Origin of the sequence: Rhodococcus sp. SBT000017 (genome assembly GCF_003688915.1) — a bacterium.
Classification (GTDB): Bacteria; Actinomycetota; Actinomycetes; order Mycobacteriales; family Mycobacteriaceae; genus Rhodococcoides.
Genome location: NZ_REFU01000001.1, coordinates 2,124,398 through 2,143,904, shown reverse-complemented (window position 1 = coordinate 2,143,904; position 19,507 = coordinate 2,124,398). Strand labels below are relative to the sequence as shown.

The 19,507-nt window shown below is 65.2% G+C and carries 20 protein-coding genes; 12 read left to right on the top strand and 8 right to left on the bottom strand.

Annotation, left to right across the window (positions count from 1 at the left end; translation table 11 throughout):
• The first annotated feature begins 75 nt into the window (after window positions 1–75).
• Window positions 76–978, top strand: a complete 903-nt coding sequence (locus AYK61_RS09675; RefSeq protein WP_068049773.1) for an SDR family oxidoreductase — start codon at window positions 76–78, stop codon at window positions 976–978.
• Here AYK61_RS09675 and soxR read toward each other — a convergent pair.
• Window positions 894–1,394, bottom strand: coding sequence for a redox-sensitive transcriptional activator SoxR (soxR, locus tag AYK61_RS09670; protein ID WP_068283494.1), 501 nt, complete (start codon window positions 1,392–1,394; stop codon window positions 894–896). The two genes, AYK61_RS09675 and soxR, sit on opposite strands and share 85 nt — an antisense overlap.
• Before the next feature lie 64 nt (window positions 1,395–1,458).
• On the opposite strand from soxR, the gene AYK61_RS09665 reads away from it, so the two are divergent.
• A complete protein-coding gene (locus AYK61_RS09665; protein WP_121870640.1) occupies window positions 1,459–2,697 on the top strand; it encodes an arginine deiminase in 1,239 nt (412 codons plus the stop codon).
• A gap of 4 nt (window positions 2,698–2,701) precedes the next feature.
• On the opposite strand, the gene arsC is transcribed toward AYK61_RS09665, so the two are convergent.
• Window positions 2,702–3,049, bottom strand: coding sequence for an arsenate reductase (glutaredoxin) (gene arsC, locus AYK61_RS09660; RefSeq protein ID WP_121870639.1), 348 nt, complete (start codon window positions 3,047–3,049; stop codon window positions 2,702–2,704).
• A 62-nt stretch (window positions 3,050–3,111) separates the two neighbouring features.
• Between arsC and AYK61_RS09655 the strand changes: the two genes are divergently transcribed.
• From AYK61_RS09655 to AYK61_RS09645, 3 genes are all read left to right on the top strand, one after another.
• Window positions 3,112–3,780 (top strand): NAD(P)H-binding protein, encoded by a 669-nt coding sequence (locus tag AYK61_RS09655; protein ID WP_121870638.1) that lies wholly within the window; start codon window positions 3,112–3,114, stop codon window positions 3,778–3,780.
• Between the two features lie 10 nt (window positions 3,781–3,790).
• Window positions 3,791–4,159 (top strand): GntR family transcriptional regulator, encoded by a 369-nt coding sequence (locus AYK61_RS09650; protein ID WP_068049785.1) that lies wholly within the window; start codon window positions 3,791–3,793, stop codon window positions 4,157–4,159.
• 66 nt (window positions 4,160–4,225) lie between these two features.
• Complete coding sequence (locus AYK61_RS09645) at window positions 4,226–4,648, top strand: DoxX family protein (protein WP_121870637.1); 423 nt, start codon at window positions 4,226–4,228, stop codon at window positions 4,646–4,648.
• Between the two features lie 31 nt (window positions 4,649–4,679).
• On the opposite strand, the gene AYK61_RS09640 is transcribed toward AYK61_RS09645, so the two are convergent.
• Window positions 4,680–6,191 (bottom strand): dolichyl-phosphate-mannose--protein mannosyltransferase, encoded by a 1,512-nt coding sequence (locus tag AYK61_RS09640; RefSeq protein ID WP_121872616.1) that lies wholly within the window; start codon window positions 6,189–6,191, stop codon window positions 4,680–4,682.
• 107 nt (window positions 6,192–6,298) lie between these two features.
• Between AYK61_RS09640 and rsmI the strand changes: the two genes are divergently transcribed.
• Window positions 6,299–7,123, top strand: a complete 825-nt coding sequence (rsmI, locus tag AYK61_RS09635) for a 16S rRNA (cytidine(1402)-2'-O)-methyltransferase (protein ID WP_259467995.1) — start codon at window positions 6,299–6,301, stop codon at window positions 7,121–7,123.
• Between the two features lie 4 nt (window positions 7,124–7,127).
• Here the strand turns inward: rsmI and AYK61_RS09630 are convergent, their stop codons facing one another.
• Window positions 7,128–7,556 carry an SRPBCC family protein gene (locus AYK61_RS09630; protein ID WP_121870635.1) on the bottom strand — a complete coding sequence of 143 codons (429 nt, stop codon included), beginning with the start codon at window positions 7,554–7,556 and terminating at the stop codon, window positions 7,128–7,130.
• A 14-nt stretch (window positions 7,557–7,570) separates the two neighbouring features.
• Window positions 7,571–8,590, bottom strand: a complete 1,020-nt coding sequence (locus AYK61_RS09625; protein ID WP_121870634.1) for an alpha/beta hydrolase — start codon at window positions 8,588–8,590, stop codon at window positions 7,571–7,573.
• A 171-nt stretch (window positions 8,591–8,761) separates the two neighbouring features.
• Here AYK61_RS09625 and AYK61_RS09620 point away from each other — a divergent pair, with 171 nt between their 5' ends.
• Window positions 8,762–10,141 carry a wax ester/triacylglycerol synthase family O-acyltransferase gene (locus AYK61_RS09620; RefSeq protein ID WP_121872615.1) on the top strand — a complete coding sequence of 460 codons (1,380 nt, stop codon included), beginning with the start codon at window positions 8,762–8,764 and terminating at the stop codon, window positions 10,139–10,141.
• A gap of 67 nt (window positions 10,142–10,208) precedes the next feature.
• Here AYK61_RS09620 and metG read toward each other — a convergent pair whose 3' ends face one another.
• A complete protein-coding gene (gene metG / locus AYK61_RS09615; protein WP_121870633.1) occupies window positions 10,209–11,753 on the bottom strand; it encodes a methionine--tRNA ligase in 1,545 nt (514 codons plus the stop codon).
• A gap of 21 nt (window positions 11,754–11,774) precedes the next feature.
• On the opposite strand from metG, the gene AYK61_RS09610 reads away from it, so the two are divergent.
• The 3 genes from AYK61_RS09610 to rsmA all read left to right on the top strand — a co-directional run bounded on the left by AYK61_RS09610 (window position 11,775) and on the right by rsmA (window position 14,736).
• Window positions 11,775–12,602 carry a TatD family hydrolase gene (locus AYK61_RS09610; protein WP_121870632.1) on the top strand — a complete coding sequence of 276 codons (828 nt, stop codon included), beginning with the start codon at window positions 11,775–11,777 and terminating at the stop codon, window positions 12,600–12,602.
• 102 nt (window positions 12,603–12,704) lie between these two features.
• Window positions 12,705–13,832 (top strand): resuscitation-promoting factor, encoded by a 1,128-nt coding sequence (locus AYK61_RS09605; protein WP_121870631.1) that lies wholly within the window; start codon window positions 12,705–12,707, stop codon window positions 13,830–13,832.
• Between the two features lie 28 nt (window positions 13,833–13,860).
• Entirely contained in the window at window positions 13,861–14,736 is an 876-nt protein-coding gene (gene rsmA / locus AYK61_RS09600; RefSeq protein ID WP_094631242.1) for a 16S rRNA (adenine(1518)-N(6)/adenine(1519)-N(6))-dimethyltransferase RsmA, read from the top strand.
• 8 nt (window positions 14,737–14,744) lie between these two features.
• On the opposite strand, the gene AYK61_RS09595 is transcribed toward rsmA, so the two are convergent.
• Together AYK61_RS09595 and AYK61_RS09590 are read right to left on the bottom strand one after the other, a co-directional pair.
• Window positions 14,745–15,560: a DNA/RNA non-specific endonuclease gene (locus AYK61_RS09595; RefSeq protein ID WP_121870630.1), complete on the bottom strand. Its 816-nt coding sequence runs from the start codon at window positions 15,558–15,560 to the stop codon at window positions 14,745–14,747.
• A 12-nt stretch (window positions 15,561–15,572) separates the two neighbouring features.
• A complete protein-coding gene (locus AYK61_RS09590; RefSeq protein WP_121870629.1) occupies window positions 15,573–16,562 on the bottom strand; it encodes a YafY family protein in 990 nt (329 codons plus the stop codon).
• A 171-nt stretch (window positions 16,563–16,733) separates the two neighbouring features.
• Here AYK61_RS09590 and AYK61_RS09585 point away from each other — a divergent pair, with 171 nt between their 5' ends.
• Together AYK61_RS09585 and AYK61_RS09580 are read left to right on the top strand one after the other, a co-directional pair.
• A complete protein-coding gene (locus tag AYK61_RS09585) occupies window positions 16,734–17,669 on the top strand; it encodes a 4-(cytidine 5'-diphospho)-2-C-methyl-D-erythritol kinase (protein WP_121872614.1) in 936 nt (311 codons plus the stop codon).
• Window positions 17,669–19,465: an ABC-F family ATP-binding cassette domain-containing protein gene (locus AYK61_RS09580; protein ID WP_121870628.1), complete on the top strand. Its 1,797-nt coding sequence runs from the start codon at window positions 17,669–17,671 to the stop codon at window positions 19,463–19,465. Before AYK61_RS09585 ends, AYK61_RS09580 begins: the two co-directional genes overlap by 1 nt.
• Window positions 19,466–19,507: the final 42 nt, after the last annotated feature.

The following is a 19,507-nucleotide window of genomic DNA, read 5'->3' as shown; positions in this document are numbered from 1 at the left end:
CAACCCTCCCGGTCGTCACCGCGTAGGGTCGAAATCGAACTGACACGTGGCAACCGGTGGGGGTTACAAGCTTCGATGGCTACATACGATCTGCGCGGTAAGAAGACGTTGATCACTGGAGCAGGCAGCGGAATCGGTCGGGCAACGGCCATCGCTGCTGCAGGAGTGGGAGCGGAACTCTTCCTGACCGATATCAACGGCACCGGTTTGGCGGAGACGGTGGACCTGGTCGGTCGCGCGGGCGGTACCGTCAGTCACTCGTTGCCCTTCGATGTGTCCGATTTCGAGGCCGTCACCGCGTTCGCGGACGACATTCACGCCGAGTTCGGCAGCCTGGACGTCGTGATGAACGTTGCCGGAATCTCCGCATGGGGAACCGTCGAGAATCTCGAACACCGGCACTGGAAGTCGATGGTCGACGTCAATCTGATGGGGCCTATTCACATCATCGAGAAGTTCCTACCTCCGATGATCGACGCCGGACGGGGTGGCCATCTGGTCAACGTCTCGTCCGCCGCCGGATTGATTCCCCTTCCGTGGCACGCTGCCTACAGCGCCAGCAAGTACGGTCTGCGCGGAGTCTCCGAGGTGCTCAAGTACGACCTCAAGCGCCACGGAATCGGCGTCAGCCTGGTGGTACCCGGTGGCGTCAAGACCGGGCTGGTGCAGACGCTTCAGATCGCCGGCGTCGATCGTGACGATCCGCGCGTACAGAAGCTGCAACACCGGTTCGAGAAGCGTGCCGTGGAACCCTCGGTTGTCGCCGACGCCATTCTCGCCGGAATTGCCAAGCGCAAGTACCTCGTCTACTCCTCCAACGACATCCGGTTCGGGTACTGGGTCGCCAGAAAATTCGCCCCGCCCTACGAATTCGTACTGCAGAAGGCGAACGATCAGTTCTCCAAGCTGCTCGTGCCGCGTCGAGTCGAGGGTTCGTCGAAATCGACGTCCAGCGTGCGCGCACCGGGCCCCGAATAGGACAGTTCGTCGTGTGGGTTGACCAATGCGCAGCCGGCCAGCGACAGGCAACCGCACCCGATGCACCCGGTCAAGTTGTCCCGAAGCCGGATCAATTGCTCTATCCGAGAGTCGAGTTCGCGATGCCACTGCGTCGAGAGCCTGGCCCAGTCCTCGCGCGTCGGAGTCCGCTCGTCCGGTAGTTCGCTCAACGCCTGCCGGATGTTCGCCAGTGGGATCCCGACCTTCTGCGAGATCCGGATGAAGGCAACCCGGCGCAGAGTTTCGCGATGAAATCTGCGCTGGTTTCCCGAGGTTCGGCGACTGCTGATCAGCCCCTGTTTCTCGTAGAAGTGCAAGGCCGAGACCGCAACTCCGCTGCGCTCGGACAGCTGGCCGGGAGTCAGTTCTCGGACGTTCCACTCGGGCATCGGCACGACCTCGACAATACTTCAGGTCCTGATCCCAGCGGCGGCCGGCGAATGGGATTACCGTTCGTTCATGAGTGTCGATGCGGTTGCGGGCCCGTTGGGTGCCGACTCCGAGGTAGGGGTGCTGCGCACCGTCATGCTGCACCGGCCGGGAGGTGAGCTTCGACGCCTCACACCGCGCAACAACGATCAGCTGCTGTTCGACGGTCTGCCGTGGGTCGATCGCGCACAGGACGAGCACGACGCGTTCGCCGATCTCCTGCGAGGTCGAGGGGTCACCGTGCTGCTTCTCGGCGAACTTCTCACCGAGGCCATGACGGTCAGCGGCGCAGCGCGAATGCAAGGTATCTCCGCCGCCGTCGATGCCCGACGGCTCGGCCGGTCGCTCGCCGAGGACCTCGCCCAACATCTACGAGGTGTGCCGGCGGCCGAATTGGCGCAGATCCTCATGGCGGGAATGACTTTCGACGAATTGCTCGAAGCGGAGACGGGGGAGCCGCAACCGAGCGGGGCATCGCTGGTTCGGCGAATGCATCACGGTGGGGACTTCGTCATCGACCCGCTGCCGAACCTGTTGTTCACCCGCGACTCGTCGTTCTGGATAGACGACCGAGTGGCGATCACCTCGCTGGCGCTGCCTGCCCGTGTGCGGGAGACGTCGCTGACCGATCTGATCTATGCATTCCATCCGATGTTTCGCGGCGTGCGGCGCGCGTACGAGTCGCGGACCGCTCCGGTCGAAGGCGGCGACGTGCTGCTGCTCGCTCCGGGGGTGGTGGCAGTCGGAGTTGGCGAGCGCACCACGCCCGCAGGCGCAGAAGCGTTGGCGCGCAGCCTGTTCGAGGACGATTTGGCGCACAGTGTGCTGGTGGTGCCGATCGCGCAGGAGCGCGCGTCCATGCATCTGGACACGGTGTGCACCATGGTCGATACCGACGCGGTGGTGATGTACCCGGCGATTCAGAACACGTTGTCCGCGTTCACCATTCACCGCGAAGATGCAGGGGTCACCATCCGGGGCGGTGACCCCTTCCTCGAGGCGGCCGCCGATGCGATGGGCATCGGCAAGCTGCGGTTGATCGATACCGGACTCGATCACGTCACCGCCGAGCGCGAACAATGGGACGACGGCAACAACACGCTCGCCATTGCGCCGGGAGTCGTCGTCGCGTATGAGCGCAACGTCGAAACGAATGCACGGCTGGAGGCGTCGGGCATCGAGGTGCTGCGGATCTCCGGATCGGAACTGGGTTCGGGGCGGGGCGGCCCCCGCTGCATGTCGTGCCCGGTGTCGCGCGAGAGGTTGTAGCGCTCTACAGCACGGTCTGTACCTTGTCGGCCGGGCGAGCGAGCACGGTGCCCTTGTCGGTCACCACGATCGGGCGCTCGATGAGTATCGGGTGCTGGACCATCGCCGCGATCAGCGTGTCGGCGTCCGCGCCTGCCAGCCCCAGTTCCTTGTAGATGCTCTCGCGAGCTCGAATGGCCTGACGCGGTTCGAGGCCGGCGTCGGCAAGGAGCGCGCGCAGCTCGTCCTCGGTGGGAGGCGACTCGAGGTATCGAATCACCCGCGGCACCACACCGGTTTCCTCGATCGCTTTGAGGACCGTACGAGAGGTGTTGCACCGGGGATTGTGGTAGATGGTTGCCGAGGCAGTCATGTTTGCAATCCTGCCACGCGGGTAGCCACCCCGACAGATTCACGTCAGGAACGGGAGTGGTTATGACCGACAAGCGCATTGTCATTGCAGGTGGCCACGGCCAGATCGCGCAACATCTGACTCAGGTGCTCACGGCGCACGGAGATCGTGCGGTATCGCTGATTCGTAACAGCGACCACGTCGATGCCGTCACCGCGCTGGGCGCGCTGCCGCAGGTGATCGATCTCGAATCGGCCTCCGTCGACGAGGTTGCCGCAGTGCTCGCCGACGCGGACGCGGTGGTGTTCGCCGCAGGTGCGGGCCCGAACAGCGGTCCCGAGCGCAAGGACACGGTCGATCGTGCCGGCGCAGTGCTGCTGGCCGATGCGGCAGAGAAGGCAGGCGTTCGCCGCTACGTGCTGATCAGCTCGTTCGGTGCCGGGGAGCCGGTCGCCGAGGATCTCGATGCCGGCTGGAAGGCCTACATCGAGGCCAAAACTGCTGCGGAAGAAAACGTTTCGGCAAGAAGCGGACTGGACTGGACGATTCTGCGTCCGGGCAAGTTGACCGATGAGGACCCCACCGGCTCGGTATCGCTGACCGAGCCGCCGCTGGAATCGGGTGAGGTGACCCGCGCCGATGTGGCCGCGGTGATCGCGCAGTTGCTCGATACCGGCTCGGCTGTGCGCAAGACGCTGATGTTGACGTCCGGGCCGACTTCGATCGTCGACGCAGTCGACGCGCTCGGATAGGGCATAGACCGTGCGCGTACACATCGATTCGTCGAACACCACCCCGGTGTTCGAGCAACTACGAATGCAGATTCTGGGGCTGGTGCGATCGGGCGATCTCATCGCCGGTACCAAGATCCCGACGGTCAGAGGTCTGGCCGAGGAACTCAAGATCGCACCGAACACGGTGGCGAAGACCTACCGGGAGCTAGAGCAGCAGGGAATCATCGAGACGAGGGGCCGGTCCGGTTCGTTCGTCGCATCGGGCGGCGATCCGTCGCGCGACATCGCGGCCCGGGCGGCGACGGAGTTCGTCAGGACGGTCCGGTCCATCGGACTGGACGACGATCAGGCTCGATCGTTCCTCGAATCTGCCCTCAAGGGTGCGAACGGCAGTTAAGTTGACGCTTCAACCTACTTCTGTCAGGGTAGGGCTGCCCTTGTAGCCCTGTCAGAAGGATGTGTCATGAACTCCACCGTCGTACGCGACGTCGTTGCCCTCGTAGCTCGAATCGGCCTGGGTATCGTTTTCATCGCCCATGGCTGGCAGAAGCTCAACACCTACGGCCTCGACGGCACCGCAGCAAGCTTCGAGATGATGAATGTTCCGCTGCCCACGGCGTCCGCCTACTTTGCCACGTTCGTCGAACTCGTCGGCGGCGGTGCGCTCGTGCTGGGCATCTTCACTCCGGTCGCCGGCCTGCTGCTGTTCCTGAACATGCTCGGTGCGGCCGTCTTCGTGCACTTCGAGAACGGCGTGTTCGCAGCGGACAACGGCTACGAACTGGTCGTCGCCCTCGGGGTCGGCGCGCTGCTGCTCGCCGCATTCGGTGCCGGACGCATCAGCATCGACGGACTCACCAAGGGCAAGACCGCGCTGCTTGCATAGGGTCGTTGAGCTCCACTCCTAGTTGGCCGGCCTAGCGCCAACTTGGCAGCCACAACTGTTCCTGCCACATCTGCGGCGTGATCGGCATAGCGGTCAGGATTGGCCACAGCCAAACGAAGTTGGCTATCACCACGGCGAGGTACAGGGACACCAGCAGTAGTCCGGTACCTCGCCGTTCTGCCGACGCGGTGGCTTTGCCGATGATGTCGCCGAGCACCAATGCAAAGCCCATCACCATGAACGGTGCCAGCGCCACTGCGTAGAAGTAGTACATCTGGCGGTCGAGTGTGGTGAACCACGGCAACAGTGCTGCGGAATACGCGACGAGCACTGTGGCGTAACGCCAGTCCCGTCGGACGAACACCGACCAGATCACCCAGGCCAGCATCGGCAGTGCCAGCCACCACATCGCGGGCGTGCCGATCAGCATGATCGCCTTCACGCACGAGGACGCCGAGCAACCGGACACGCTCTCGCCGTCGGCGAAGTAGTACAGCATCGGTCGCAGGCCCATCGGCCACGTCCACGGCTTCGATTCCCACGGGTGCCGGTTGCCAGCCGAATTGGTCAGTCCCTCATGGAATTGCAGCACACTGCCGCTGTAGAACCACAGGGAACGCAACGCGTCGGGAACGAACGAGAACGGCCCGCCGACGCCGACACCGTCGCCGACCTCGTGCCGGTAGACGCCGGTCTCGGAGGTGAACCATGCCCACCACGTCATCAGATACACCGCGATCGGAACGACCACCAGCGCGTACAGCGCAGGCCCGATGTCGCGCAACGCTGTTCCTCGCCACGGGCGTTCGACGCCGTACGAGCGCCGCGCCGCCACATCGAATGCCACACTCAGCAATCCGAAGAACGCGATGAAGTACAGCCCCGACCACTTGGTGCCGCAGGCGAGACCCAGCATCACGCCGGCCCCGAATCTCCACCACCGCACACCCATTCGCGGCCCCAGCGCACTGGCATCCATTCGCCCTTCGGCGCGCACTCTCGACAGTCGCTGCCGCATGTCGTCGCGGTCGACGACCAAGCAGCCCAATGCAGCGGTGACGAAGAAGGCGAGGAAGATGTCCAGCATGCCTATTCGGCTGCTGACGAACGTCACGCCGTCGACGGTCAGCAGAATCCCCGCGATCGCACCGACGAGTGTCGATCGGGCGAGCCGTCGCACGATCCGAATGACCAGCAGTACCAACAGGGTTCCGGCGACCGCCGACGAGAAACGCCAACCCCACCCGTTGTAGCCGAACAACGCTTCCCCGACGGCGATCAGCTGCTTGCCGACCGGTGGATGCACCACCAGCCCGTATGCCGGATTGTCTTCGAGCCCACCTCCGGTGAGTACCTGATAGCCCTGCGGAGCGTAGTGCTTCTCGTCGAAGACAGGAGTTCCTGCGTCGGTGGGGTACCGCAACATCGTGAAGCGGGTGATCGCGCAGATGACGGTGATGACGACGGTGACGATCCAACCGCGGCGGGCATCGGTGTCGTGGAACCAGTCGCGCGCGGCAACGGTGGGCCCGGGACTGACCATCGACCGGTCGCCGGAGCGCTCAGAGGTCAGCAAGGTCACGTACCGATCGTAGGCGTTGATCGGCATGGCCCGACAAACCGCGCCGCCGCATGCGGGACACTGGAGCCATGCTCATCCTTGCCGCCACCCCGATGGGCGACGTCGGTGATGCCTCGCAGCGCCTGCGTGATGCCCTCGGCAGTGCCGATGTCGTCGCCGCCGAGGACACCCGGCGCACCAAACAACTCGCCTCGTCTCTCGGCGTGGCGATCACGGGCAGGGTCGTCAGTTTCTATGATCAGGTCGAAACGGCCCGCCTTCCGGCTCTCGTCGAGGCCGTGGCCGAGGGCAAGACGGTCTTGCTGGTGACCGATGCTGGGATGCCGTCGGTGAGCGACCCGGGCTATCGCCTCGTGGCAGCCTGCGTCGAGGCCGATCTGCCGGTGACCTGTCTGCCCGGTCCTTCGGCAGTGACGACGGCGCTCGCGTTGTCCGGTCTGCCCGTCGAACGCTTCTGCTTCGACGGCTTCGCCCCGCGCAAGCAGGGACAGCGCCGCACCTACTTCCGGTCGGTGCTCGCCGAGCCGCGCGCCATCGTGTTCTTCGAGGCGCCGCATCGCCTCGTCGCGTGCCTGGAAGACGCCGTCCACGTCCTCGGCCCCGACCGCCGCGCAGCGGTCTGCCGTGAGCTCACCAAGACCTACGAGGAGGTCCGACGCGGCGGCCTCGGCGAGCTGCTCGAATGGTCGAGAGACGGAGTGCGCGGCGAGATCACCGTCGTACTCGAAGGAGCCGTCGCCGTCGCCGAGGAGCCGGAGGACCTCGTTGCCGACGTCGAGACGCTGGTGGCGTCGGGCATGCGGTTGAAGGACGCCTGCGCCCAGGTTGCGGTCGACGGCGTCTCCAAGCGCGAGGTCTACGAGGCCGTTCTCGCCGCGCGGAAAGAGCAGTAGCGGGTCAGCCCACCACTTGCTGACGCAGGCCCTCGGTGGCCGCTTCGAGGATCGTCTTGGTCCCCTTCTTCACCAGGAAGCCGGGTAGCGGGATCTTCGGGTCGACCGTCAGCTCGAACTCGACGTGAGTGCCGTTGCCCTTGGGCGTCAATGTGTATCGGCCGTCCTGGGCCTTCTGCTGAGTGCTCTCCACCAGCGTCCACGACACCTCGCTGTCGGTCCACGTGTACTCGACGAGCTGCTCGTCGTTGACGCCGATGATCGAGACGTGCATCTTGACGTGGTGTGGCTTGCCGTCGTCGAACCGATCGACGACCTCACACTTCTTGTGGACCGGGGACCACGAGGGAAGGCCCTCGACGTCGGCGAGAACTTCGAGGATTGCCGATGCATCTGCGTCGATGTCGACTGACTTGTTCGCTGTGACTGCCATGGGGAGAAGGTATCTCAGCTTTCTCTGCGAGGACTGACGTTCCGCGCGAACTCGCCGATGGCTCTCAGCGCGCGGCGGGCTTCGGGGATGAAGTCGGCTGCCTGGAACACGTGTACCTGATCCTCGTACACCTGTAGTTCGCACTCGACTCCAGCGACAGCGAGGCGCTGAGCCATGAGTTCTGCGTCGGGATAGACCATTTCGGTGGAACCGACCTGAATCAGGACCGGAGGCAGATCTGTCAGATCGCCGTCGACGGGTGAGACCCGCGGGCCCCGTTCACCGTCGACGACGATGCGCGAGTCGACGCGATCGGCCAGCGCCGTCAGTGCGGGAACTGCGGTGGACGGAAAGACCGAACACTTCGACGCGTTCTCGTGATCGAGCTTGCGGGTGGGGTCCATGTCGGTCAACGGCGACATGGTGAATATTCCTGCGGGCGCGGGCAGGCCGACGGTGCGCAGCGCCAGGGTGACCATGAACGCGAGGTATCCGCCCGCCGAGTCGCCGCCCAGGACGATCTGCTCCGGTCGGTATCCGGAATCGAGCAGGAAGCGGTACGCGTCGACGCCGTCCTCGACGGCATGGCTGATCGGATTGCGCGGCATCATGCGGTAGTTCACCGACAGCACCGAGCCGTCGACGTGTTTCGAAACCCGTGAGGTCATCCGGCGATGGGTCCGCAGACCGCAGCAGACAAAGGCACCGCCGTGCAGGTAGAGCACCACGCGATCGGACCCGGTTCCCTCGGCGCGGATCCATTCGGCCTCGCACTCGGCCAGCATGACGCGACTGCGGGTGGTGCCGCTGATCTGTGGGACCAGCATCCCGGCGTAGTCGACCAAACCCATCGGCCACGGTAGCGACGGTGCCTGCGCCCAGACGGTCAGGAACGGTCGAACCGTGAACTGCAGGTATTTGGACAGAATCTGTGACTGCACGCTCGCGCCGCGGATATCGCGCCTGCGTGCGGTGGCTGTCGGGTCGGTCGATTTCACTACGGTGAGCGCCGGATTCATAGCCGTCGCCTCCATCCCCGTTGTCGTTGCGCGGCGCGTGTGCGCCGTGCGTCGGAACCCCGCTCTATTTGGAACCCCTGGTAACGGACAATAGCGGGTAGCTTTTCGTGACCCGACGTAAGGTCGTGTTCTGAGTCACATTCGGTGCCGTACCGTGACCGAAAACAAATGGAAAAGGGACAGCTCATGGCACTCATGCCCATCACCGAATCGATGTTTCTGATCGCCGAGTCACGGGAGCACCCGATGCACGTGGGCGGTCTGGAGTTGTTCGTACCGCCCGGCGATCCGCACGACTTCGCCGAAGAAGTGCACCGCAAGTTCACCACCGGGGAGGTACACGAGCTCTTCCGCAAGCGGCCTTCGCGTCCGGTGCAGATCATGGGCAATCTGGCCTGGGCCTTCGACTCGGACGTCGACTTCGAGTACCACGTACGCCGCACCGTGCTGCCTGCGCCGGGGCGGATTCGAGAGCTGTTCCAGTTCCTCTCGCTCAACCACAGCGCGCCGCTGGACCGCTACCGACCGATGTGGGAGTTGCACATCATCGAGGGTCTGGCGGACGGCCGAATCGCGTTGTACACCAAGGTGCATCACTCGCTGGTGGACGGTGTCAGCGCACTGAAGCTGATGCAGCGAACGCTCACCACCGATCCCGACGATCGAAGCGGCGTCGCAACGTGGGACCCGTCGCTGTTCGGTCGGCGTAAGAAGCAGGTCGCCGTCGAGCAGCCGGGAAGGCTTGCTCAGCTCGGCAGTGGGCTCTCGATGGGACGCAAGATCGTCGGGGACCTGGTCGACTTCGCTCCGGCGTCGGCGCGAATCGGTTTGCGCGCGTTGAAGAAAGAAGGGGCGCAGCTGCCGTTGCAGGCACCGCGCACAATGTTCAACGTGCCCATCGGCGGCGCGCGCCGCTTCGCTGCCGAGAGCTGGTCGATCGAGCGCATCCGTACCGTCGGTACGGCGCTGGATGCGACGCTCAACGACATGGTGCTCGCGATGTGCGCCGGGGCCTTGCGTGCGTACCTCATCGATCAGAACGCACTCCCGGAGGAGCCGCTGATCGCGATGGTGCCGGTCTCGCTCCGCAAGGAGGAAGACGACAGGGACGCCGGTAATTCGGTGACGACCATCCTCTGCAACCTGGCCACGGACGAATCCGATCCCGTTGTGCGGCTGGAGCGAATCAAGGATTCGACCGTCAAGGGCAAGCAGATGATGAGCGAACTCAACACCCTCGAAGCGCTCGCCGTGGGCGCAGTCACCATGGCCCCGTTGCTGTTCGGCCCGGTGCCGGGATTCGTCGACTACACCCCGCCGCCGTTCAACGTCATCATCTCCAACGTGCCCGGATCCAAGGAGGACCTCTACTGGAACGGTGCGAAACTGGACGGCATCTACCCGGCATCCATCGTGTGCGACGGCCAAGCCCTGAACATCACCGTCGCCAGCAACGGTGACTCGTTGAACTTCGGGCTCATCGGCTGCCGACGCAGTGTGCCGCACCTGCAGCGCATGCTGACGCATCTGGAGAACACGTTGGAGGAACTCGAGAAGACTTTGTGAGTGCCTGCGGCAGTGGTGTGGTCAAGTGCCGCAGGGGGCACATAACCACACCACTGCGCGGAGCGCTCTACTCGTACTTGGGGAACACCGGCGTCGGGGTCGGCAGGGCTGTACCGGGCACCGAACGTGTTGCGATGTCGGTGAATTCGCGATTCGATGCACCGAGCAGGTCGAGGATGCGTGACGCGGAATCGGGCATGACGGGTTGCGCCAGGATGCTCACGATGCGCAGCACCTCGATCGTCACGTACAGCACGGTGGCCATGCGATCGGGATCGGTCTTGCGGAGCACCCACGGCTGCTGCAGCGAGAAGTAGCGGTTGGTCTCACCGAGTACCGACCAGATCGCCTCGAGCGCGGAATGCAGTGCCTGAACCTCGAATTCGCGTCGGCAGATCTCGAGCAGTGCGTCCGCCCGAGCCAGCATCGCGTCGTCCTCGGCGGTGAATTCCCCCGGTGTCGGGAGTGCTCCGTCGAGGTTCTTGGCGACCATCGTCAGCGAACGCTGCGCGAGGTTGCCGAGTTCGTTGGACAGATCGGCGTTGACGCGGGCGACGATGGCCTCGTGGCTGTAGCTGCCGTCCTGACCGAACGAGACCTCGCGGAGGAAGAAGAAGCGCACCGGGTCCAGACCGTAGTTCTCCACCAACGACTGCGGGTCCAGAACGTTGCCGAGAGACTTGGACATCTTCTCGCCCTTGACGTTCAAGAACCCGTGCACGAACACGCGCTTGGGCAGTTCGATGCCCGCGGACATCAGGAACGCCGGCCAGTAGACGGTGTGGAAGCGGGTGATGTCCTTGCCGATGATGTGCAGATCGGCCGGCCAGAATTTCCGGTACGACTCCGACTCGAGGTCGGGATAGCCGGCGCCGGTGAGGTAGTTGGTCAGCGCGTCGACCCACACGTACATCACGTGCGCAGGGTCGCCGGGCACCGGCACGCCCCAGTCGAACGTGGTTCGGGAAATCGACAGATCCCGGAGGCCACCCTTGACGAAGTTCACGATCTCGTTGCGACGGGTGTTCGGCGCAATGAAGTCCGGCGACGCGTCGTACAGCTCGAGCAGTTTGTCCTGGTACTGCGAGAGCTTGAAGAAGTACGACGACTCCTCGGTCCACTCGACCGGAGTGTTCGTCTCCGTCGCGACGCGCGAGCCGTCCTCGGCGAGGGTGGTCTCGGCCTCGGTGTAGAACGCCTCGTCTCTTACCGAGTACCAGCCGGAGTAGGAGTCGAGGTAGATGTCGCCGTTCGCTTCCATCCGCCGCCACAGTTCCTGGCTGGCGGCGTGGTGATCGGCGTCGGTGGTGCGGATGAAGCGTCCGTACGAGATCTTCAGCAGGTCCTGCGCGATCTGGAATGCATCGGAGTTGCGCGCGGCGAGCTCGCGCACGTCCACGCCCTCGGTCTGCGCGGTCTGCTGCATCTTCAGGCCGTGCTCGTCGGTGCCCGTCAGGAATCGCACGTCGTAGCCGTCGAGGCGCTTGAAGCGCGCGATGGTGTCGGTGGCGATGTACTCGTAGGCGTGTCCGATGTGCGGAGCGCCGTTGGGGTACGCGATCGCCGTGGTGACGTAGAACGGTGGCCGTGGGGCATCAGCTGGCGCAGTCATGGTGCGCCTACTCTAACCAGCGTGAGCAGAGACCGTCCCGCACCACCGTTGCCCGAGCCCGTCGGCACTCTCGTCGATGCGCACACCCACCTCGACGCGTGTGGGGCGACCGACGCGACGAGTGTGGCCGCGATCGTGGACAAGGCCGAGTCCGTCGGTGTCACGCGTGTGGTCACCATCGCCGACGATCTCGATGGCGCGCGCTTCGCCGTCGACGCGGCGTCCTGGGATCCGCGGGTGTGGGCCGCGGTGGCCATTCATCCCACCCGCGCGAACGTGCTCGACGACGCAGCCAAGGCCGAGATCGAGCGGTTGGCGTCGGACCCTCGCGTGGTTGCCGTGGGGGAGACCGGGCTGGACTACTACTGGCCCGGCAAGCTCGACGGTTGCGCCACGGTGGCCGAGCAGCACGACGGATTTCGCTGGCACATCGATCTGGCGAAGCGTCTGGGCAAGCCGTTGATGATTCACAATCGTGAGGCCGACGAGGACCTGCTGGCCGTTCTGACGGCGGAAGGTGCTCCCGAGACAGTGATCTTCCACTGCTTCTCCGGTGGTCCCGAGACCGCGAAGGCCTGCGTCGACGCCGGCTACGTTCTCAGCTTTTCCGGGACCGTCAGCTTCAAGAATGCGCACGCGTTGCGGGAGGCCGCGGTACTGGTGCCCGACGAATCGGTACTGCTGGAGACCGACGCACCGTTCCTCACGCCGCATCCGTATCGAGGTGCACCCAACGAGCCGTACTGCCTGCCGTACACCGCGCGGGCGTTGGCCGAGGTTCGCGATCAGGATCCGGCAGAGCTCGCTGCGCACGCCACGGCCAATGCCGAGCGGGTGTACGGCCTCTAGCTGCTGAAGTTGCGGCGTGGGTACTAATTCGTTACCGTACCGTGACCGAACTCGGGCGCTTCGACGCCGAAGTCACGCTCGCAACCGCCAGGAATACGAAACTTGTCGACTATCAGACGCCTCAACTCCGCCCGCTCGACCACTCTCTACCTGGTCATCGCGGCCCTGTTGATGACGCTCGTCGCCGGCGGCGTGATGGCCGTGAGCCGTCACAAGACCGTGACCATCGACGTCGACGGCGACATGATTTCGCTGAGCACGATGAAAACCGACGTCAGCAGTGCGTTGGCCGACGCCGGCTATGCCCCGTCGGACAAGGATCTGGTCGTTCCCGCTCCCGATTCCGGTCTGAGCGACGGCGACACCGTAGTCCTGCGCCGCGCCCGCGAGATCACGCTGAACGTCGACGGCAAGCCCGAGGACATCTGGACCACCGCACTGACCGTCGAAGAAGCACTGCAGCAGACCGGCCTGGCCGACGATGTGCACGTGTCCGCCTCACGCTCGGAGCGGCTTCCGCTCGACGGCACCGAGTTGGACGTGGCGTTGCCCAAGCAGGTCTCGCTCGTCGACGGCGGAGCCCCCGCCGCGCCGGTCACCCTGGCCGCACCGACCGTGCGTGAATTTCTCGAAGCAGCAGGCGCACCGCTCGAAGAAGCCGACACCGTCAGCCCCGATCCCGACGCGACCGTGACCGACGGCTCCGAGATCGTCGTCACGCGCGACCGCACGATCACCAAGACCGAAACCACCGATACCGATGCCCCGGAGCAGCGCATCGAAGATCCGACGATGAACATGAGCCGTACCGTCGTCGAGAACCCGGGTGCTCCGGGCGTCTCCGACATCACCTGGAAGATCAACATGGTCAACGGCGTCGAGGTCGGTCGCGAGAAGGTCGACGAAACGGTCAAGGTACCCGCGCAGCCGAAGACCGTTCGCGTCGGAGCCAAGCCCGGCACCGAGGTGCCGCCGGTGGAGAACGGTGCGATCTGGGACGCGCTCGCGCAGTGCGAGGCGACCGGCAACTGGGCCATCAACACCGGCAACGGTTTCTACGGCGGCGTGCAGTTCGACCAGAACACCTGGGAACGTCAGGGCGGCCTTAAGTACGCCCCGCGTGCCGACCTCGCCACCCGCGAGGAACAGATCGCGATCGCGTCGGTGACGCAGAAGTCGCAGGGCTGGGGCGCATGGCCCGCCTGCACCTCCCGCTTGGGTTACCGCTGATCACCTGCCCGCCCGTAGAGTTCGCACCGTGTCCGAACATGTGAGGGGATCCGCGGCCCTGCTCGGTCCCGCCGAGGTCCGCTCCCTCGCCGCCGAGCTCGATGTGCGCCCCACCAAACAGCTCGGGCAGAACTTCGTGCACGACGCCAATACTGTTCGACGCATCGTCGCCTCCGCGGGCGTTGGCCCACAGGACACGGTCCTCGAGGTCGGCCCCGGCCTCGGTTCGTTGACTCTGGCGTTGCTCGATGTCGCCGAGTCCGTCATCGCAGTCGAAATCGACCCCAAGCTCGCGAACCGCTTGCCCACCACGGTGGCCGACCGTGCCCCGACTCTGGCCGATCGGCTGACGGTGATCGAGGCCGACGCGCTTCGCGTACGAGCGGCAGACATTGCGGGGGAGCCGACGGCTCTGGTGGCCAACCTGCCCTACAACGTAGCAGTTCCCGTGCTGATTCATCTGTTCTCGGAATTGCCGAGTCTTCGTGTCGCCGTGGTTATGGTCCAGGCCGAGGTGGCCGATAGGCTCGCCGCGGTACCGGGAAGCAAGATCTACGGCATCCCCAGCGTCAAGGCCCGGTTCTTCGGCGACGTCAAAAGGGCAGGCGCAGTGGGCCGTTCGGTGTTCTGGCCGGTGCCCAAGGTCGAATCGGGGCTGGTGCGCATCGATCGGTACGCCGAGCCGCCGTGGCCGACCGACACCGCGCATCGCAAGGCCGTGTTCGCGGTGATCGACGCCGCATTCGCGCAGCGACGCAAGACTCTGCGAGCCGCTCTCGCCGGGTGGGCCGGCTCTCCGGTGGCGGCCGAACGCCGCCTGCGGGAGGCCGGAATCGACCCGACGGCGCGCGGCGAAACCATCGACGCCGCAGCGTTCGTCCGCTTGGCCGCCACCGAAGCCTGAGGCGCTCCCTACAGGCGGATGTCCTGCAGGGCAGTGAGCTCGGTCCACGTCGACGCGCCCTCGCGGGCCGCGGCCACGGGAGCGTAGCGGTCGGCGGCGATCAGTGTGCCCAGTTCCAGGCTCGTCATCGACGCGATGTCGGCCACCGGAACCTGGTAGGTCCGGTACGGGCCGAGGGGCGGGGGATCGGTCTCGAGTCGCAGTGGCTTGTCGAGGATCGGGTCGAGAGACGGCGACTGGTCGAGCACGTATCCGGTGCATGCGAGAGTCGAATCCTGCGACCATGCCGCGATCTTGAAGAACTGCCGCGGAATGGCGACGCCTCGGTAGACCGGATCGTCGTCGGCGAAGACGCAGCCGCTGAAGACCGAGAGCTTCCGGTCGTACTGCTCGGCGTTTCCCAACACGTAGTCCTCGAGCCCCAACCACAGTGTCTTCGACTGGTTCAGCGTGGCCGTCTGCGGAGCACACACGGTGTAGTGGAACGTGTCCTCGTTGGCGCGCTCGGCCACCGCACGCTCACCCCACACCGGATCTCGTCGGCGAACCAGGTGCCCTCGATCGAGGTCGTTGTTCTTGTACAACTCGTTGCCTGCCTGCTGCGCAGCCGGTAGCCGATCGTCGAGTCGCCAGTTGTCTCCCCGCCCGACATCCTGCAGGCTCGCGCCGTCGATGTTGACACCGGTGACCGCGGCGAGGCGTCGGGCAGGGTCGATGGACACCGAGAAGTGCGTGTACGGAAGCACCACCACGTCAGCGCGATCGGGCAACGGAACGTCGATGTCGGCCAGAAACTTCGGGTCGAAACCGAGTGGTGTCGTCATCTGCCCATTGACTCACGTACCGGTTACCGGAGGGTGAACCGCCGCGAGGTATCGCTCGTTCAGCCTTGCGTGCCGCTCGGCCACGATGCGGCATTCCTCACGCAGTTCCGGTGGATCGAGCACCGTGAAATCGGTGTCGAACGCTGCCAGCCACCGCGCGATCGAGGGCAGTGAATCTCCGGCCAACACCACCGCGCAGGTGCGCTCGTCGATGGATTCGAGTGTGCCCCATTGCTCGTCGATCATCGGAGCGATCGTCTCGATCGGGGCGTGCAACGCGATCCGCGCCTGAACCTGGGCGAACGCACGATCGATACCCTTCGAGACGAACGCCGCCGCACCGCCCGACGGCAACTCCCGGGGCGTGAACCGCGGACCCGTCGGAATCTTCGGAGTCAGGCGATCCACTCGAAACGACCGCCAATCCTCCCGCAGCACATCCCAACCCAGCAGATACCAGCGCGCTCCCGCCCGCACCAGGCTGTACGGCTCCACCTCGCGCCTGGACTCGGAACCGTCGTGTTTGCGGTAATCGAACCGCAACCGCTCGTGTGCGTGACACACCGCCGCCACCGTGGACAGCACCGACGCATCCACCACCGAACGCGGTGTCCTGTCCACGACGTCGATGCGCAACGCGTCGAGCCGATGCTGAATGCGCGAGGGCATCACCTGCCGCAACTTCGTCAACGCCCGCAACGACGCCTCCCCGATGCCCGCGACCGAGCCACCCGCTGCCGACTGCAGCCCGAACGCCACCGCCAACGCCTCGTCGTCGTCGAGCAGTAGTGGGGGCATCTCGGCACCGGGACCGAGCTGATAGCCGCCACCGACACCCGGCGTCGCATTGACCGGGTAACCGATGTCGCGCAGCTTGTCCACGTCACGCCGCAGCGTGCGAGGAGTGACATCGAGCCGCTCCGCCAATTCCGCGCCGGCCCAGTCACGACGCGTCTGCAGCAGAGACAACAGCCGCAACAACCGAGCCGATGTTTCCTTCATGACGTCACGATGCCACGCAATGCGGACAGTTACAGTCCGCATTGTGCATCTCAAAGTCCACTCGATGTGACATCGACCCCCCAAAAGTCCACCGAACGTCACATTGAGTACCCACTGGACCCCGCCCTGGTGGTGAACTCGGCCGCTGTTTCTCCACTACTGTGGTTACTCGTGCTGTCTGTCGTTCCCACACCCGTCGTCGTTCGGGCCCCGTCGAAGGTGAATCTGCATCTGTCGGTCGGTGACCTGCGTCCCGACGGCTTTCACGAGTTGACGACGGTGTTCCAGGCGCTCTCGCTCTCGGACGAACTGTCGGTGATTCCGGCCAAGACACTCTCGGTTCGGGTGCGCGGCGACGACGCAAGGGTGGTTCCCACCGATTCACGGAATCTGGTGTGGAAGGCCGCCGAGTTGCTGGGGCGTCGGGTCGGGCGAGAGCCGTTGGTGGAGATCACCATCGACAAGGGAATTCCGGTGGCCGGTGGGATGGCAGGCGGAAGTGCCGACGCCGCCGCGACTCTGGTGGCACTGAACGCGATGTGGCATCTCGATCTGTCGCGTGACGAGCTCGACGAGGTGGCGGCCCAACTCGGCAGCGACGTGCCGTTCTCGTTGCACGGCGGTACCGCGGTCGGAACCGGTCGCGGGGAGAAGCTGCTTCCGGTGCTCTCGCGCAACAGTTTTCACTGGGTGCTGGCGTTGGCGAAGGGCGGTCTGCAGACGCCTGCCGTCTACAACGAACTCGACGAGTTGCGGGCCAAGGGCGATCCGCCTCGCCTCGGCGGCACCGAGGATCTGATGCATGCGCTGGCATCCGGCGATGCGCGTGCGCTCGCGCCGTTGCTCGGCAACGACCTGCAGGCCGCTGCGGTGTCGCTGATGCCGCAGTTGCGTCGCACGCTGCGCGCGGGAGTCACCGCCGGGGCGTTGGCGGGCATCGTGTCCGGCTCGGGCCCCACCTGCGCGTTCCTGTGCGCCGACGCCGACGCGGCGGTGTCGGTGAGCGCTGAATTGTCCGGTGCCGGTGTGTGCCGCACCGTCCGTGTTGCGAGTGGACCGGTTCCCGGTGCTCGTGTTGTCACTAGTGAATCGATTGGTTTTTCCTGATGGTCAATCTCGTCAATCTCGAAAACGTCAGCAAGTCCTTCGGCGTCAAGCCGCTGCTCGACGGCGTCTCCCTCGGCGTGCAGGAGGGCGAACGCATCGGCATGGTCGGCCTCAACGGTGGCGGTAAGACCACCACCCTCGAGGTTCTGGCCGGCATCGAGCCGCCCGATTCGGGACGTGTCAGTCGCGTCAACGGTCTGCGGATGGCCGTCGTCACGCAGCGCGGCGTGTTGCCTCCCGGGTCGACCGTCGGCCAGGTGGTTCTCGATCCACTCGGAATGGCCGAGCACGAGTGGGCGGGCGACTCTCGGGTGCGAAACATTTTGACCGGCATCGGTATTGCCGACCTCGGGCCCGCGGGCAGTTCGGGACTCGACGCGCCGATCGACAACCTCTCGGGCGGCGAGCGTCGACGAGTTGCGTTGGCAGCGGCCCTGGTTCAGGACCTCGACCTGCTGGTGCTCGACGAGCCGACCAACCACCTCGACGTCGAGGGCGTGCAGTGGTTGGCCGCGCACCTGGTCAGCCGTCGCAGTGCGCTGGTGGTCGTCACCCACGATCGCTGGTTCCTCGACACCGTCGCCAATCGCACGTGGGAAGTGGTCGGCGGCGGCGTCGAGGCCTACGAGGGTGGTTACAACGACTGGGTGTTCGCCCGTGCCGAGCGATCCCGTCAGGCCGACGCCTCCGAGGAACGTCGACGCAACCTCGCGCGCAAGGAACTGGCGTGGCTGCGCCGCGGTGCCCCGGCCCGCACATCCAAGCCGAAGTATCGCATCGAGGCGGCCGAGGCCCTGATCGCCGACGTTCCCGCCCCGCGTGACTCCGTCGCGTTGTCCTCGTTCGCTCAGCGCCGTCTCGGCAAGGTCGTCATCGAACTCGAGGATGCGCGCCTGGAGACCCCCGACGGCCGCGAGCTGGTGAAGGACTTCACCTGGCGTCTGGCTCCCGGTGAGCGCGTCGGTCTGGTCGGCGTCAACGGCTCGGGTAAGACGACGATGCTCCGCACGCTCGCCGGTGAACTGCAGCCTGCTGCAGGCAAGCGCATCCAGGGCCAGACCGTCAAGATCGGTTGGCTGAAGCAGGAATTGGACGACCTGCCCAAGAAACTGCGGGTGCTCGACGCGGTCAAGGAAGTAGCCGAGCGGATCACCCTGGGCGACCGCGAGATTTCTGCCGGGCAGCTCGCGGAGCGGCTCGGTTTCACCCCGGCGCGTCAGCGCACCCCCGTCGGCGATCTCTCCGGCGGTGAGCGTCGTCGGCTGCAGCTCACTCGCGTGTTGATGGCCGAGCCGAACGTGCTGCTGCTCGACGAGCCCACCAACGATCTCGACATCGACACTCTGCAGCAGCTCGAGGACATCCTCGACGGCTGGGCGGGCACTCTGGTCGTCATCAGTCACGATCGGTATCTGATCGAGCGCATCTGTGATTCCACCTGGGCACTGTTCGGCGACGGCAAGCTCACCAATTTGCCCGGCGGCATCGACGAGTACCTGCGTCGCCGCGCGGTTCTCGCAGCCGAGGCAACACCGGATTCGTTGACCACCGGCACGGTGCCACGGAAGGCAACCAGGGACGCGGCCTCCGAGCGCGCGGCCCGCAAGGAACTCAGCAAGCTCGAGAAGCTCGTCCTTCGGCTCTCCAAGCGTGAGATCGAGCTGCACGCCGAACTCGTCGACGCGTCCACCGAGCAGGGCAAGCTCGTAGCCCTCGACACCGAGCTCAAGCAGGTCCTCGCCGACAAGGACGTCGCCGAGGAACGATGGATGGAACTGGCCGCCGAGCTCGAGTAGAGCCTTCGGCATGTGAGCAGAAATTCGTAGCCCACTACGAAG

Excerpts from the sequence above, each read along its gene's own strand:
- AYK61_RS09675 (WP_068049773.1), top strand. The coding sequence starts at position 76 with ATGGCTACATACGATCTGCGCGGTAAGAAGACGTTGATCACTGGAGCA.
- AYK61_RS09665 (WP_121870640.1), top strand. The coding sequence starts at position 1,459 with ATGAGTGTCGATGCGGTTGCGGGCCCGTTGGGTGCCGACTCCGAGGTA.
- arsC (WP_121870639.1), bottom strand. The coding sequence starts at position 3,049 with ATGACTGCCTCGGCAACCATCTACCACAATCCCCGGTGCAACACCTCT.
- AYK61_RS09655 (WP_121870638.1), top strand. The coding sequence starts at position 3,112 with ATGACCGACAAGCGCATTGTCATTGCAGGTGGCCACGGCCAGATCGCG.
- AYK61_RS09645 (WP_121870637.1), top strand. The coding sequence starts at position 4,226 with ATGAACTCCACCGTCGTACGCGACGTCGTTGCCCTCGTAGCTCGAATC.
- AYK61_RS09640 (WP_121872616.1), bottom strand. The coding sequence starts at position 6,191 with ATGGTCAGTCCCGGGCCCACCGTTGCCGCGCGCGACTGGTTCCACGAC.
- rsmI (WP_259467995.1), top strand. The coding sequence starts at position 6,299 with ATGCTCATCCTTGCCGCCACCCCGATGGGCGACGTCGGTGATGCCTCG.
- AYK61_RS09630 (WP_121870635.1), bottom strand. The coding sequence starts at position 7,556 with ATGGCAGTCACAGCGAACAAGTCAGTCGACATCGACGCAGATGCATCG.
- AYK61_RS09625 (WP_121870634.1), bottom strand. The coding sequence starts at position 8,590 with ATGGAGGCGACGGCTATGAATCCGGCGCTCACCGTAGTGAAATCGACC.
- AYK61_RS09620 (WP_121872615.1), top strand. The coding sequence starts at position 8,762 with ATGGCACTCATGCCCATCACCGAATCGATGTTTCTGATCGCCGAGTCA.
- metG (WP_121870633.1), bottom strand. The coding sequence starts at position 11,753 with ATGACTGCGCCAGCTGATGCCCCACGGCCACCGTTCTACGTCACCACG.
- AYK61_RS09595 (WP_121870630.1), bottom strand. The coding sequence starts at position 15,560 with ATGACGACACCACTCGGTTTCGACCCGAAGTTTCTGGCCGACATCGAC.
- AYK61_RS09590 (WP_121870629.1), bottom strand. The coding sequence starts at position 16,562 with ATGAAGGAAACATCGGCTCGGTTGTTGCGGCTGTTGTCTCTGCTGCAG.
- AYK61_RS09580 (WP_121870628.1), top strand. The coding sequence starts at position 17,669 with ATGGTCAATCTCGTCAATCTCGAAAACGTCAGCAAGTCCTTCGGCGTC.